The sequence below is a fragment of the Pseudoalteromonas sp. ATL1 genome (assembly GCF_058933015.1).
In genome coordinates this window covers 561,819-577,235 of sequence record NZ_JBZYXL010000001.1, presented here as the reverse complement: position 1 = coordinate 577,235, position 15,417 = coordinate 561,819, and the positions used below count along the sequence as shown (strand labels likewise).

General features: G+C 42.5%; 10 protein-coding genes. 2 read left to right on the top strand and 8 right to left on the bottom strand.

All coding sequences use genetic code 11. The annotated features are described in order from the left end of the window. Positions 1-9 precede the first annotated feature (9 nt). Together mnmG and mioC are read right to left on the bottom strand one after the other, a co-directional pair. On the bottom strand, positions 10-1,899 hold the full coding sequence (mnmG, locus tag AC5FX4_RS02625; protein ID WP_493604966.1) for a tRNA uridine-5-carboxymethylaminomethyl(34) synthesis enzyme MnmG: 1,890 nt from the start codon (positions 1,897-1,899) through the stop codon (positions 10-12). A 423-nt stretch (positions 1,900-2,322) separates the two neighbouring features. Further along, positions 2,323-2,769, bottom strand: coding sequence for an FMN-binding protein MioC (gene mioC / locus AC5FX4_RS02620; protein ID WP_493604965.1), 447 nt, complete (start codon positions 2,767-2,769; stop codon positions 2,323-2,325). A gap of 572 nt (positions 2,770-3,341) precedes the next feature. Here mioC and AC5FX4_RS02615 point away from each other — a divergent pair. Continuing rightward, the gene (locus tag AC5FX4_RS02615) at positions 3,342-4,109 is read left to right on the top strand and encodes an EAL domain-containing protein (RefSeq protein WP_493604964.1); all 768 of its coding nucleotides are present in this window, start codon (positions 3,342-3,344) and stop codon (positions 4,107-4,109) included. A gap of 58 nt (positions 4,110-4,167) precedes the next feature. On the opposite strand, the gene AC5FX4_RS02610 is transcribed toward AC5FX4_RS02615, so the two are convergent. Together AC5FX4_RS02610 and mnmE are read right to left on the bottom strand one after the other, a co-directional pair. After that, entirely contained in the window at positions 4,168-7,812 is a 3,645-nt protein-coding gene (locus AC5FX4_RS02610; RefSeq protein WP_493604963.1) for a COR domain-containing protein, read from the bottom strand. Between the two features lie 110 nt (positions 7,813-7,922). Further along, positions 7,923-9,287 carry a tRNA uridine-5-carboxymethylaminomethyl(34) synthesis GTPase MnmE gene (gene mnmE / locus AC5FX4_RS02605; RefSeq protein WP_493604962.1) on the bottom strand — a complete coding sequence of 455 codons (1,365 nt, stop codon included), beginning with the start codon at positions 9,285-9,287 and terminating at the stop codon, positions 7,923-7,925. Between the two features lie 132 nt (positions 9,288-9,419). Here mnmE and AC5FX4_RS02600 point away from each other — a divergent pair, with 132 nt between their 5' ends. After that, on the top strand, positions 9,420-11,645 hold the full coding sequence (locus AC5FX4_RS02600) for a winged helix-turn-helix domain-containing protein (protein WP_493604961.1): 2,226 nt from the start codon (positions 9,420-9,422) through the stop codon (positions 11,643-11,645). Here AC5FX4_RS02600 and AC5FX4_RS02595 read toward each other — a convergent pair. From AC5FX4_RS02595 to yidC, 4 genes are all read right to left on the bottom strand, one after another. Then, positions 11,621-12,421, bottom strand: coding sequence for a hypothetical protein (locus AC5FX4_RS02595; protein WP_493604960.1), 801 nt, complete (start codon positions 12,419-12,421; stop codon positions 11,621-11,623). The two genes, AC5FX4_RS02600 and AC5FX4_RS02595, sit on opposite strands and share 25 nt — an antisense overlap. After that, positions 12,414-12,899: a TlpA disulfide reductase family protein gene (locus AC5FX4_RS02590; RefSeq protein ID WP_493604959.1), complete on the bottom strand. Its 486-nt coding sequence runs from the start codon at positions 12,897-12,899 to the stop codon at positions 12,414-12,416. The genes AC5FX4_RS02595 and AC5FX4_RS02590 overlap by 8 nt, the downstream gene beginning before the upstream one ends. 20 nt (positions 12,900-12,919) lie before the next feature. Further along, positions 12,920-13,606 (bottom strand): cytochrome c biogenesis protein CcdA, encoded by a 687-nt coding sequence (locus AC5FX4_RS02585; protein ID WP_493604958.1) that lies wholly within the window; start codon positions 13,604-13,606, stop codon positions 12,920-12,922. A 176-nt stretch (positions 13,607-13,782) separates the two neighbouring features. Then, entirely contained in the window at positions 13,783-15,417 is a 1,635-nt protein-coding gene (yidC, locus tag AC5FX4_RS02580; protein WP_493604957.1) for a membrane protein insertase YidC, read from the bottom strand.

The window sequence follows — 15,417 nt, the reverse complement described above, 5'->3', positions numbered from 1 at the left end:
CCTATGCTGCTACGCTGACTTGCGGAGCAACCCTTGCTTTTTCAGATACACTAATAATAGCGAAATAGCGGCTGGGGTGATACCAGAAATACGTGAAGCCTGACCAATGGTTTGTGGACGTGCATCGCTTAGCTTAGCCACCACCTCATTCGATAAACCACTCACCTGAGAATAATCATAGTCAGCAGGTAGTACCGTTTCTTCATGGCGAAGCTGTTTGTTGATCTCATCCTGTTGACGTGCAATATAGCCCGCATACTTAGTTTGGATCTCAACTTGCTCTAAAGCTTGAATATTCGTCGAATCAGATCCTAGGCCTTCAACTTTCATCAGATCATGATAATTCACTTCAGGGCGACGGATCAGATCTTCCAAACTCGCTTCACGCGTCAGCGGTGTTTTAAGTAACTCATTGACTTGCGCCAAAGCTGGGTGATCTTTATGGATCCAAGTTGACTTAAGTCGTTGCGATTCTTGCTCCATCACTTCCAATTTTTCATTGTAAGCGGCCCAACGCGCGTCATCCACTAAGCCTAATTCTCGGCCTTTTTCAGTTAAACGTAGATCTGCGTTATCTTCACGAAGCAGTAAACGGTATTCTGCGCGGCTGGTAAACATGCGGTACGGCTCTTTAGTCCCTAATGTGGCAAGATCATCAATCAATACGCCCACATAGGCCTGATCACGACGCGGTGTCCACGCTTCTTTGCCTTGCACTTGTAGTGCTGCGTTCATACCAGCAATCAAACCTTGTGCACCGGCTTCTTCATAGCCGGTTGTGCCATTAATTTGTCCAGCAAAGAATAAACCACTGATAAATTTAGTCTCTAGCGATTGCTTTAGATCGCGTGGATCAAAGAAATCATATTCAATCGCATAACCAGGACGACAGATATGGGCGTTTTCAAAGCCTTTGATTGAACGAACAATTTGTAGCTGCACATCAAACGGTAAGCTCGTTGAAATACCATTTGGATATAATTCGTATGAGGTTAAACCTTCAGGTTCAACAAAAATCTGGTGCTTTTCTTTATCAGCAAAACGAACGATCTTATCTTCAATCGATGGGCAATAGCGTGGACCAATCCCTTCAATCACACCTGCATACATAGGTGAGCGATGTAAATTTTCGCGGATCACGTCATGTGTTTGCTCATTGGTATAAGTGATATAACACGGGATCTGCTGAGGGTGATCCGATTGCTTGCCCATAAATGAAAATACCGGTGTTGGTGTATCACCCGGCTGCACTTGCATAACAGAGAAATCAACTGTACGGGCATCAATACGTGGTGGAGTACCTGTTTTTAAACGGTCAACACGAAATGGAAGTTCACGTAAGCGCTGTGCCAGTGCAATTGAAGGTGGATCACCTGCACGGCCACCTTTGAAGTTTTCCATACCAATATGGATTTGACCACCTAAGAAGGTGCCAACAGTGAGTACCACAGAGTTTGCCGAAAAACGTAAACCCATTTGTGTTACCACGCCTTTCACTTGATCTTGTTCAACAATCAGATCATCGCAAGATTGTTGGAATATCTTTAAGTTGTCTTGCTTTTGCAAAATATCTTGAATAGCAGCTTTATATAAAGCGCGATCCGCTTGAGCACGAGTTGCTCGTACAGCTGGGCCTTTCGATGAATTCAATGTTCTGAATTGAATTCCACCTTTATCAATGGCTTTTGCCATTGCGCCACCCAATGCATCGATCTCTTTAACCAAATGACCTTTACCAATGCCCCCGATTGCTGGGTTACATGACATTTGACCAAGGGTATCCATATTGTGTGTTAACAATAGGGTGTTCATACCCATACGAGCAGAAGCGAGTGCAGCTTCAGTGCCTGCATGTCCACCACCAACGACAATTACATCAAAATGTTCATGATAAATCATTTACGGGATCCTACTTAAAAACAACCAGCAAATCTTGAAAGGGAGCGTATTCTACCTAGAAATACTCTAAAGGGAAATGTTTAAATATTAAACAACCCATAAAGCGGGTAAGTTCGATCACTAAATATATATAAGGATCTTTTTAAAGATCTTTTATTAGATCTTACTACTAGTAACGGGCATATCTGTGAATAAGCCCATTTTGATCATATAAAACAGCTAAATAGATCGGATCAATAGATGTGAATTAGATCGGATCTAGGGGCGTAAAAGCTCTGATCAAAACGCTTACTTATACACAAGGCCAGATCCAAAGAAATTTATCCCATGGATAACTCCTGTTAGATCCGCCTTTGGATCAAGTGTTATCCACATATCGATCTAATTATCACATAAATTGTGAATAACTTATTGAAAAGATCGTTAGCCTATTTCTTTAATCGCAGCAACAAACTGAGGAAGCCACGCCAATGCACTGTCTTCAGGTAATGCTTCATCAAGTACATTGAGTTCTAAATTTGGCAAAATTTGCTTAGCACCTTTACTCAACAGTAGTTGCGCACAGTTCTTTGCCGCGTGGTTATATGTATCGTAACTTTTGTCACCCAAACCAACCACTGTAAAATTGAGCAGGTCTAATGCGCTTGCTTGTTCTACCTCAGCGATGAAAGACAATAGATTATCCGGATAGTCACCCGCGCCATAGGTTGAGGTCACCACCAGCCAGATCCCTTGTGAGATATCTTGATAGTTCGGCTGCTCATGCATTCTTACGCTAAAATCTTGATCTTGCAGCGCCTCTTGCAGTTGATCCGCAACATATTCCGCTGAGCCCATCTGGCTCCCAACTATGATCTCTATGTGTTCCATGGCATTCGGTATTAATAAATTAGACGCGACATATTAATGGCCAATCTACAGAAGTAAAGTACCGATAAAACTGTTTGGATAAAAAATATTGCGTTGGTTTTGTGCTTTTTTGCTATAGTTTGAGTTAATTGGTTGATTTTGTTGATATAAATAATTTATTCCAAAGAATAAAAAGGTTGGTTCTTTGTGGATAAGCTGGCGATGAGTTTTAGATAACTCAATAGTATCGAGTGATTTTGTCGTGATTGTGTGGATCTATTTTGCCCTGTCAGGGCGTATTAAACTGTGTTTTTGCAGTGTGGATAGACTCGGTGTGTATAAGTGTAGATCGACAGGGGTTGATCGCGTGTACTTAGATCTAAGGTTACAGATCTATATAAGGAATTAATCTAAAAAATGCTGAAATGATCATCATAATGATGTCGATCTTGTTACATATATGAGTATTAACGAGTGGTTGAAAAGCAAAGTGCCCAAATTTTAGCGATGGATTGCTTACTTTTGACCCAAAATTGCATCGCAGAAGAAGGGCAACTAGCCTTTAGAGACAGATCATATGTAAAGGATAAAGGATGAGTCAGATACCCATCGAGTATGAGCGCTCGGCGTGTGCAAATTGTTCGGACAATAAACAGCTCGAGTTTGATTTCACCATGGCTTTTCAGCCAATTGTTGATTGCGTTAAGCAACAAGTTTTTGGCTATGAAGCCCTTGTTCGTGGCATCAATGATGAGCCAGCTATTACGGTGATCTCGCAAGTGAATGATGAAAATCGCTATTTGTTTGATCAATTGTGTAGAGTAAAGGCCATCTCATTGGCTGCTTCATTAAAATTGCAAAGCATACTCAGTATCAATTTTTTACCTAATGCTATTTATAAACCTGAACGCTGTATTCGTACAACGATTGAGGCGGCGAAGCGTTATGATTTTCCCATCGAACATATCATGTTTGAATTTACCGAAGTTGAGAAAGTAGAAGACTGTGCGCACATAAAGTCTATCGTGCATTATTACCAGTCTTTGGGCTTTTTGACAGCCATTGACGATTTTGGTGCAGGCTACTCGGGTCTTGGCTTATTGGCTGATTTTCAAACCAATATCAGTAAGTTGGATATGGCCTTGATCCGCAACATTCATCGTGATCCTGTGCGCCAAGCCATTGTTAAACATTGTTTGGGTTTATTTCGCGAGTTGAATATTACGCCACTTGTAGAAGGGGTGGAGTGCTTAGAAGAATACCAATGGCTAAAACAAGCTGGCGTATCGCTTATGCAAGGCTACTTATTTGCCAAGCCCGCATTAGAGCAATTGCCTGAGGTGGATTTAGATAAATTTTAAACAACAGTGCTTTGTTAGGTGTACAGCAGCAAATGGCACACCTTACAAAGCGTGATGATCACTTTTTATGTTTTCGGTTTATAAGATTTTTAAGCGTTTGTTGATAGTTGGCAGGGTCACGCGAGACGATTTGATCACTAAGCCAAGTGAGCATATTAGCAATATTATTCATAAAACTGCGGATCTCTTGTTGGTATCTAATTGCTTCTTGACCAGCAGCTTCATGCCCGACCTCATTAATTAAACTTTCAATCTCCGTTAACTCTGTTTTCCAGTATTTTGTGTAAGCGAGCCGACCTTTCATTGTATCTATATTTACACCTTGATCCGTAGGGGAGTCCTCATCATTATCCAATATAAACGGACATATACGTTCATTAAATAGTTGCCCGTTATTGAGTGAGCATTGATATAAGTAATTTAACTCACGCATACAATGCTCAGACTTTAGGTATTTATCACTTATGATCACCACCACCAGCTTGGCATGACCAATTTGTTGCTCAAAGGCATGGATGGAATCGCCCGTGTTTGTGGCGTTTCGATCTCTCACTGGCGTTGCAAAGTCTAGTGCATAGTCATACAGGTCATCGCATATTTTTTGATGTCTATCGTTTTCGCTGCCCCATGCATAAGAAAAGTACACCTCGGGCAGCGGCTCGGATGGCCTTGCTTCCCCTAATTTGGTAAATGGCGGGTCTTGATGCTGTGCTTGTTCTTCTGTATTCATAGGTTGTCCTTTTAGCCAATGAACGCTGGGTGTTTTACCCAGCTGATGACTCTGCAAAATAGAGTCAATGATATGGTTAGCAAGCTCATGGGCTTGTTCGCAGTAGAGTTTTAACTGTATGCGGCCTGGGTGACCGTAATGGGCCAGTTCATCTTCACTGAGTTGATTATTGGCTTCGCACTGCAAGTAGACCACGGTGCGGTGTTTGTCATCATAATAACAACAGCCATAGCGCCAGTACGTGGCATGTTTCCCTGCTTGTTCACCAATGGCACTTAAAATACTGCGTTGGCTGCCTTCGTGTAAAAATGCGTAGTTGAGTTCGACTGCTATTTTGGCTTGTGCACCACGCAGCAACTGCGCAATACGCTGCTGAATATCCTGATCCGTCCGTTCGGGTAAGCAGCCGGGCGCAATGTAGCTGTCTTCGGCGATTTTAAAGCACACCCCACATTGGCGCATCATGGTTAAAAACAGCTGCTGCTCATCATCACTGTATTGATACTCTGACCAGAGCAGCTCGGCGAGTAACGCTTGAGAGAATTGCCCGTGTTGTTTTTGTAATACTGGCAGCGTCGTGCCGCGCTCTAGCAAGCTATAAACCCCTTGCAGTGCCCACGCTTGGTCTAAAATAAGTTGGTCGTTAAATAAACCCGCTTTATAAAACACCAAACCACAACGGTGTAAATAAATGAGCAAACTGTCGGGGGCACTGACTTGGTGCTGCGCACAGAGGGTAAGATAGGCCTCTTTTTCGACCACCTTTTGCTGTTGTTGTTTTTGCTCAAGTAACTTCTGAGCCACCGCCCACCAGCATTTGGGTAATTTAATTTCGCCAATACGCTCTGCTTGATACTCAAAAGCCCAATCAAGCAGTGGCTGAAAACGTTTAAGATCGTTATTTTTGGCGCTGATCTGCACTGATTGTAGCCAATTAAAATTATGTGCTGGAATAGGGGCTTGTTGAACTTCAGATGAGCTATCACATTGGCTTTGGCATACAATCACAGGGGCTTTTTCACCCGCAATGGAGTCGATGTAGGCCAACCAGTAACTGAGTAAATGATTTTTCATCGGTATACCGGACTCTTGCTCGGCAAAGACTTTCTCATCTTCAAAATCCGGGTGCCAAAGCAAGCAATACACGGCCCGATCATCTAAAAATAATGCGTGGGTGCCCAAGTAAATATCTTGGCCACCAAAGTCCCAGCTATAAATATCTTTACCTTGGTTATCTTGCCATACATTAATTTGAATACCGTGGGTACTTGGGATCGTGTCATCAAATGAGAGCCCTTGAAGCCTGCGCGTTAGTTGGGTTTTACCAATACGGCCATTGCCTAAAATCATCAGCTTTTGTTGATTAACGGTGACTTCGCCCGATTGTTGTAAGGCAAAGTAATAGTCCTCAAGGGCCAGCAAATCACGAATATCTTTGGTTAGCTCTTCAGGTACACCGGCTATTTTCAAGTTGCTTGAATGGGTTCTAAAGTTATTGAGGAACGGGAGTTCAGATATGAGTGTTAAAAAGTCACTCTGCGACAACGGGGACAAGCTTTTGCAATGGCTCAAGTCAATTGTTTGTAAGTGAGGCATTTTTGCAAATTTAGGTAGATGCTTAAGCCCATCACATCCGTTTAAATCAAGCTGTTGTAATTGATTGAGATTATTAAGCTCGGATAGATCATTCAGTGCATCACACCAGCTTATATCCAATTGTTGTAATTGAGTCAGGTTATTGAGGACTGATAGGTTACTCAGTGCATCACTTTTGATTAAAATAAGCTGTTGTAATTGTGTTAAGTTATTGAGGGAGGATAGATCGCTTAGTGCATTACATATGAATAAATTAAGTTGTTGCAATTGAGTTAGGTTATTGAGGACTGATAGGTCACTCAGTGCATCACATTGTATTAAACTAAGTTGTTGTAATTGAGTCAGGTTATTAACGACTGATAGGTCGCTAAGTGTACTACAATCGTTTAAATAAAGTTGTTTTAAATGAGTCAGGTTATCAAGGACGGATAGGTCGTTTAACGCATCACACCCGTTCAAACCAAGTTGTTGTAATTGGGTTAGGTTATTCAGGGACGATAGGTCATCTAACGTAACGCTCCCGCTCAAGTCAAGTTGCTGTAATTGAGTCAGGTTATTGAGGACGGATAGGTCGCTCAGCGCATCGCACCCGCTTAAATTTAGCTGTTGTAATTGAGTCAAGTTATTAAGTGGAAATAGGTTGCCTAGTGCGCGACACCCGCTTAAATTTAGCTGTTGTAATTGAGTCAAGTTATTAAGTGGAAATAGGTTGTCTAGTGCGCGACACCCGCTTAAATCAAGTTGCTGTAATTGAGTCAGGTTGTTGAGTGAAGATAGGTCGTTTAGCCCATCACAACCGCTCAAATCAAGTTTTTGTAATTGAGTCAGGTTATTAAGCAGGGATAGATCACTCTGTGCGCTACACCAGCCTAAATCAAGTTGCTGTAATTGAGTCAGATTATCAAGCTCTGACAGGTTGTTTAATTCATAACATCCGCTCAAGTCAAGTTGTTGTAATTGAGTCAGGTTATCAAGCCCAGATAGGTTTCTTAATTTAGAACACCAGCTTAAATTAAGTTTTTGTAATTGAAAGAGATTACTAAGTATGGATATATCACATAGTGCGTTACTCCAGCTTAAATCAAGTGTTTTTAACTGCTTTAAAGATAGAAAAGGAGATAAATCAGATATCAGACCATCGCTTCGTAAAGAAAGTTCTGTCAGCTCGGTTAAACAGGCGATGTGTGTAATATCAAATAACCCAGAGCAACGACTAATATCAAGCGTTTTCAACTGCCCAGCTAAGCAGCTAATTTCTTGGGGAATACTACGCAATCTTAAATTGGATAAATCAAGCTCTTCACTGCCTGTGTCATAGGCTGTTTGAATACGCTCAAGCGCAATTTGCCAAGCGGCGGGGTTTTGATAATGTGCCATGGGGTCCTTGGTACTCTTTTTAACCACAGAGTATCAAGGAGATAGTGATAGGTAAATAAATTGTTACAGCAAAGCGCATCACGCCGCTTTGCTGTCACTGTGATTAAAAACTACTTACCAATACAGAACGAACTAAAGATTTTGCCCAGCAGGTCATCGGAGCTAAATTCACCGGTGATCTCGTTCAGGTACTGCTGAGTGAGGCGTAGCTCTTCTGCCAGAATTTCTCCGGCGATATGCATTTCTAATTGTGTTTTGCCTATATCTAAATGCTCCGCTGCGCGCTCTAGGGCATCCAAGTGACGGCGGCGGGCCATAAAGCCACCTTCTGTAGAACCTTCAAAACCAATGCAGGCTTTTAGGTGGTCGCGTAGCAGATCAATCCCTTGGGTATTTTTGGCACTTAAACGCAGGACTGGGTAGTCACCTTGTTGGCACATGCCTGATGTTTCGGATGATAGATCTATTTTGTTGCGTACCACGGTGACGGCCATGCCATCAGGCAATTGTTGCATAAACTCGGGCCAGATCTTAGTCGGGTCACTCTCTTGGGTATCCGTGCCATCGACCATAAACAACACATGATCGGCTTGGCGAATTTCATCCCATGCGCGTTCAATACCAATTTGCTCGACTTTATCTGGGCTTTCGCGTAGGCCTGCGGTGTCGATAATATGCAGTGGCATGCCATCAATATGAATATGTTCGCGCAGTACATCTCGGGTGGTGCCAGCAATATCGGTAACAATGGCGGCTTCTCGGCCTGCTAGGGCGTTTAACAAGCTTGATTTACCCGCATTTGGGCGACCCGCGATCACCACGCGCATGCCTTCACGCATGATGCTGCCTTGTTTGGCTTGCTTACGTACTTGATCTAGTTGCTCAATAATGGCGTTAAGGTCACCACTTACTTTACCATCAGATAAAAAGTCAATTTCTTCGTCTGGAAAGTCAATCGCCGCTTCCACATACATGCGCAGGTGGATCACTTTTTCCACCAGCGTATTAATATGCTTAGAAAAATCACCTTGCAACGAGTGCAGGGCACTTTTGGCTGCCTGTTCACTGGTGGCGTTGATCAGATCGGCAATGGCTTCCGCTTGAGTCAGATCCAGTTTGTCATTCATAAACGCACGTTCAGAAAACTCACCCGGTTGGGCTAAGCGCACTTTATCTATTTGGCAGATCTCTTTGAGCAGCATATCAATGACGATAGGTCCGCCATGGCCTTGTAATTCTAAAACATCTTCGCCGGTAAATGAGTTAGGGCCTTTGAAAAACAATGCGATACCTTGGTCTAGCTGCTCACCAGCAAGCGTGTTAAATGGCAAATACTCGGCATAACGGGTTTTTGGGCATTTACCTAACACTTTTTGCGCGACGGTTGTTGCTAAGGTGCCTGATACGCGGATTATTCCCACACCACCGCGCCCTGGTGCAGTGGCTTGTGCAACTATGGTATCTTGTGAATTCATGGTGCTCTAGATTTTGCAATTACATTAGCGCGAATTGTACAGCAAAGCGACAAACACAGCCATTATCAGCCATGACATAATCACTGTAGTTTTGTATATTGACGGTACTTTTTGGTCAAGGAACGCCTTGTTGTGTATCAGTTTAAGCAGTTTCAATTTGATCCTCAGTTGGAAACACTCACATGGGATACGCAAAGCCGTGTTTTACGTCCTAAAGTGGCTCAACTACTCACGTTATTTTTAGATAATCCAGATCAGCTGCTTACGCGAGAGCAGATCTTAACCTCGCTTTGGCAACACAGTGATTTTCGAGATGCTGCACTAACGCAAAGTATTCAAGAGCTTAGAAAGGTTCTAAGTGACAGTGCACAGCAACCTCAGTTCATAAAAACGGTGCCGCAAAAAGGGTATATGTGGATAGCTGAAGTACACAATACTGCGCCTCAAGTGAATGATGCAAAGCAATCTAGCAAATTTTGGTGGATGTTATTTTTTGTTTTAGTGGTGATTGCGGTGATCGGGAATGTTATTTGGTTTGCTACTTCATCCAATACAGGCCAAGGAGCGAACCAAATAAGTCTGAAAAATGCGAAAACACGTTTGATCGTGAAGGATATTGAAAACTTAACAGGGCTGCCTGCACTGGATTGGTGGGGGTTTGCGCTACAGCAGCACATGAAACAAATTGCTGCACCGTCTTTTGATTTGGTTGAAGTGGCCACACAGGACAAACTACGTAGAACAGATATTAGCTTTTCCGCAAAACTAACTCAGCAACAACAGCGTTTTATATTGAATTATCAAGTAGTACATCAAGGACAACCACCTATTTTTGGTCAGGTTATTAGTGAGGATCTGCATGCGCCTGTTGGCGAGCTTGCTCAACAACTCATTACGCAACTTAATGGTAAAGTTGAAACTCTATCAACAGAGTTAGTCTCTTCTCGCGCACCTTCACGGCAGAATTATTTTGCCGGTCTGCGTGCCTTGAGTTATCAAGGCATGCGTTCGGCAAAACCTTATTTTGAAGCCGCACTGGTGCATGATCAGAGTAATCAAGCTGCGCGACTGGAACTGGCAAATATCCTATGGCAAATGGGTGAGCAGAAGCATGCGGAACAGTTGTTTGACGCCATTGAACTTAGCCCTGGTTTTAGTTATCTAAATACACGCTTTCACTTATACACGGGGCGTTACTGGTTAGAGCGGTTAGAGTTTGCTCGGGTCAGATCGGCACTATCAAAAGCTTTGAAAGAGGCGAAAGCCTTATCTCACCAACGGTTGTTGGCCCAAGCCTACCAATTACAGGCCGATTTGGCGTGGTTGCAGTTAGATTGGCAAACACACTCCAAAGCCATGCATAGCGCAAAACTGTTGATGGGGGCGCAATCTTTGAGTCACTCTGAATCACAACGTGCATTTTATTTAGCAAACCCCCCCAATATAGGCGTTGAGCAGAACTTTGAAGTTGATATGGCTGATAACTTAACTGTTGTAAAACAGGCTATTCACTACTATCAGCGACAAGGGCAGCAAGCACAGTTGATGGCTAGCTATTTTGCGCTAGGGCAAAATTACTTGGCACCATTGGATAGCCGAGAGCGAGCACTAACTACTGCTCTGAATATGGCTAAAACACAGGGTAACCAGTTACTGGAGCAACGCATTCTGCTGTATTTGGGATTTTTCCATATTCAATTACATCAAGGAGAAGCGGCGCTACATTATTTAGAACAATTAAATGCAAACAATGAGTTAGTAGTACCACTGAGTTGGCATACACAGTTTTTAATTGCCATGGCAAATATGGATATTGCATTTAAAGCACCGTTAGCAAATCAAAGCGCTTATGGGTTGGCTCAACAAGGATTTGAGCGTTTGCTTCAAGAGGAGCAAATCGATCAAGTTACACGTGCCAGTGCTAAGCTGTTGCTGAGTTGGATCCATATCTCTTTACAGCAGTATGAACGAGCTGCAGAACTGGCTCAGCAGGCGACAGACATGTTTTACGCCAATGAATTAACTGACAGTTACGCATATGGTCGCTATACGCAAATGTATATACAAGTGTCACAACAGCAGTATCAAAGCGCGCTAAAGCTATTAGAAAATGAGCCAGCACAAAAACTTGAGGCTTTGTATGGAGCCTATGCCTACTTTAAGCTGGGAAAAATAAGGCAAGCCAATGTATTGATAGAAAGGGCTAAGCAGCGTTTTGGCAAGCAATGGAATGCTGATGATCAGCGCTTAGCCCAGCTATTCACGGTAGTGACAACATCACAACAAAGTCATGTACAAATAGAATTGTTACCACCTCCGTTTAGTGTTTACTGTCAATCCGAGTGGACCTTGGAGTAGTGAGCCAGCTGGCTGTCACTAGGTGGTTGCGAACCGCGGTAGAGTACACGATTATCTTCGCTTAGTAATAGCCAATAAGGCAGTCCACTGACTTTATATCGTCTAAATAAAGCATTGTGGGTATCAAAAAGCACGGGATGATTATTAGCAAAGCGTTGCTGATAGGCTTTAACATTTTCCATCGTGACATAAAATGGTTTGATCACCGTGAGTTTTTCAAAGCCACTGAGAGAGATAAAAGCAGCATGTTGCTTTGCTTTTTCTTCACATGCTGGCAAATGACGAGCCGGGCATAATGCATCGGCAAACAGAATAAGGCGTTTTTGCTTACTTTTAGTAGAAAAATCATGTTCACCTCCTGCGATATCGTGCAGCCGCAGATGGTTTTTAGTGATCGGAACATGCTCCTTATTGGGTAATGTATCAAAGCTACCTAATGGGATATTTGCTATCATTTTGCCATTTTTTAGTCGTACTATTGTCGGTGTGGAACGCACCGCATATTTTCTCATCAGTGTATTTAACTTATCTATTTTTAAATTTTTATATTGAGAGTGAGTCATTACAAACTTATCTATATCAGCCTGATAAACATTGAGATCTGGCTGTAAGTATTGCCGTGGATACTGTGTTTTGGGTAGCGTGCTGGCTGTGGCATATTCTCCCCAAATATCAATAAAAACTAGTTCAGTGATGTTATCTGTGGGTGCTGCTTTAAGGTTATCAACGTGGCAACATGAAATCAGTGCAAGGATGAGTAGCAATAGCTTATTCATAACTGAACTCCTTAGGTAAATAGATCTGTAGTTTTTGCTTTAGTTCATCGTTCATCATCGCGCTGCGATAAAGCTCATTACCATGTTCATCCAATAGGATATGTGTTGGGGTGCTGAGTACATCAAACTGGCGTGTGAGTTCGCCTGAGCTATCAAAAGCGGTTGCAACAGTATAGTTATTACGTGCCAGGAAGCGCTCTACCAGCTTTTGAGATTGGTTGAAGCCAATATTTATAGACAGCACATTTAAATTATCATTGTGTGACTGTGCAATATTTTCAAGCACTGGCATTTCTTCGACGCAATAGCGACACCAGGTGGCCCAAAACTTTAGGTAGGTGACTTTACCCGAGGTGTTAATATGCTGCCCTTGGATCGTTTGCGTTTGTACATAATTCCCTATGTGGGTTTGACTGGCATGCGCTGGGGTATATCCCAAATTGATCAATAACGCGGATAAATAGAGTAAAGGTTTCATATGTATTTCCTTAAATGATGTTAAAAAAACCAGCTTTGCCCAGCTTTAATTAAATAAAACTGAGCCATAACAATCAGTAATAGTGCAAAAATATTAGGGGTGATGCGCAGCCAAGGGCCTGACTTTGGTAAACGTGTGGAACTGATAGCGACGAGTAGCAGTAATGCACTCATACCCAGCGCAAAACTAAACAATAAGCCGGCACCAAAGAGGCTTTGTTGCTGCTTTGCCACGAATAACAGCAAAGCGGCAAGTACAGGGGAGGTACAAGGCGCCGCGATCAGTCCACTGGCGGCCCCCATTAAAAACGCATTACGCTGGTGGCACATAAACTGAAAGGAAAGTGTTGGCAAGCGTAACCAACCTTTTAATACAGCCGCGAAGTAAAGCAGCAAATTAGCAAAGACGATAAGTACCAATGGATGACTGGCAACCTGTCCGAACATATTGCCAGTTGCTGCTGCTAACCAACCAAGAAAGGCATAAAGAGTGGCAAAGCCAAGGCAGTAATAGAGTGGTCGTGTCCAGCCAGCGTTATTAATTGAATGGTTATTGCCAAATGACGCAATGGTAATGGGTAACAGTGGGTAAACACAGGGCGATAAGCTTGCAAGTACCCCACAGGCAAATGCAGCTAATAACAGCCACCATTGCAGCGAGGGCGTATTTAACTGTGAAAGTAACAAATTTTGTAGGTCGTAAAACATAACCAGCCTCGTCTAAAAAATATGAGGTGGCATTATTTAAAATGTTGTGATGAACGCCTATCAAAGGTGACTAAAATCGATATAAAAAAATATCAAAATTATGATTTTTATAGTTTTATAATTTTTTATACAAAAATGCCCGCATGATAGCGGGCATTTTTTATTAGATGATCGGGTTATCTAACCTTCAAACCTTTTTTCTCCATACCACGGTAGATGACAAGCATCTGAGCAATGGTGATCAAGTTAGAGACTAACCAGTAAAGCACCAAACCTGAAGGGAATGGGAAAATCACGAAGAAGAAAGTAAACACCAGTGGCATATACGTCATCATCTTTTGTTGCATTGGATCTGTGACCGTCATTGGTTGCAACTTTTGTGTTAAGAACATACTTGCACCAAACAGGATTGGTAAAATGTAGTATGGGTCTTTTGATGAAAGGTCTGTTAACCACAGTGCGAATTCCGCGTGACGCAATTCGGTAGACTCTAAGAACACGTAGAATAGCGCTAAGAAAATAGGCATCTGCAGTAATAAAGGTAGACAGCCACCCATCGGGTTTACTTTTTCTTTGCGGTAAAGCTCCATGGTCGCCTGGCCGAACTTTTGACGGTCATCGCCATAACGCTCTTTTAACGCTTGCATTTTTGGCTGTAGCATACGCATTTTAGCCATTGAGGTGTATTGCGCTTTAGTCAGTGGATATAGCGCAGATTTAACAATGATGGTGATTGCGATGATAGCCACACCCCAGTTACCGACTACACCATAGATCAGTTTCAATAATACAAATAATGGCTTAGAGATAAACCACAACCAACCGTAGTCGACTGTGAGGTGAAGATCTGGTTGAATGGCTTCCAGTGCATCGCCATCTTTAGGACCCATATAGTAGGTTGAGTTAAGTGTTGCTGTACTGTTCGCTGCGATGTTTACAGGCTCGTTTTTAACACCTACGATACCTTGTCCGTTGCGCAATGATGTATAAATTGTGCTGTTGACGTTTTGGTCTGGTACCCAAGCACTGACAAAGTAGTGTTGAATAAAGGCGATATAGCCACCTTGGGTATTCTTATTTAAGTTCGCTTCAGCCATATCATCAAAGTTGTACTTTTCATATGGATCTTCATTTGTACCATACGCCGCACCTAAGTAGGTTTGATCAACCATGCTACCTTTAGCTTGAACGGTACGTTTAACTTGTGTATACAACTGTACTTGAATTGGATCGGCGCTTGTATTGTTTACATTGTACTCAAGGCCTACGTCGTATTGACCCGCCTTAAATACAAAGGTTTTGGTGAAGGTAACACCTTTGCTATCAATATAGGTAAGTGGTACACGTAATTCGTCACCGTTTAATGTGTAAGCTTGTTGCGATGTTTGATATACAGGGCGACCATCACGAGACGCATCCGGACCATTGAGACCAATTAAGCCACTTTGAGAAATATATTGTTTGTTCTCAAACTCGCCTAACAGTAGGTAAGGTTCGTCACTGCCATGAGTTTCTGTGTGTTGAAGTAATTTAGCTTCAACAATATCACCACCTTTCGTATCAATCTGCACTGCAAACAAATCTGTAGTAACAGAAATAGTAGAGCGGATTGCTTTGGTTGCGGCAACTGGTACATCCCCTTGGCTAGAAGGCGGGATATCATCTTGTGCTGGGTTTGACGTAGGGGTGGTCACTTGCGTGGTGGCACTGGTATCAGTTAGTGGCTTGTTGTAAGTATTGTTCCATTCTTGAAACAATAAAAACGACACAAGCAATAAACCGATAAATAAAAACGTGCGTTGTGATTCCAT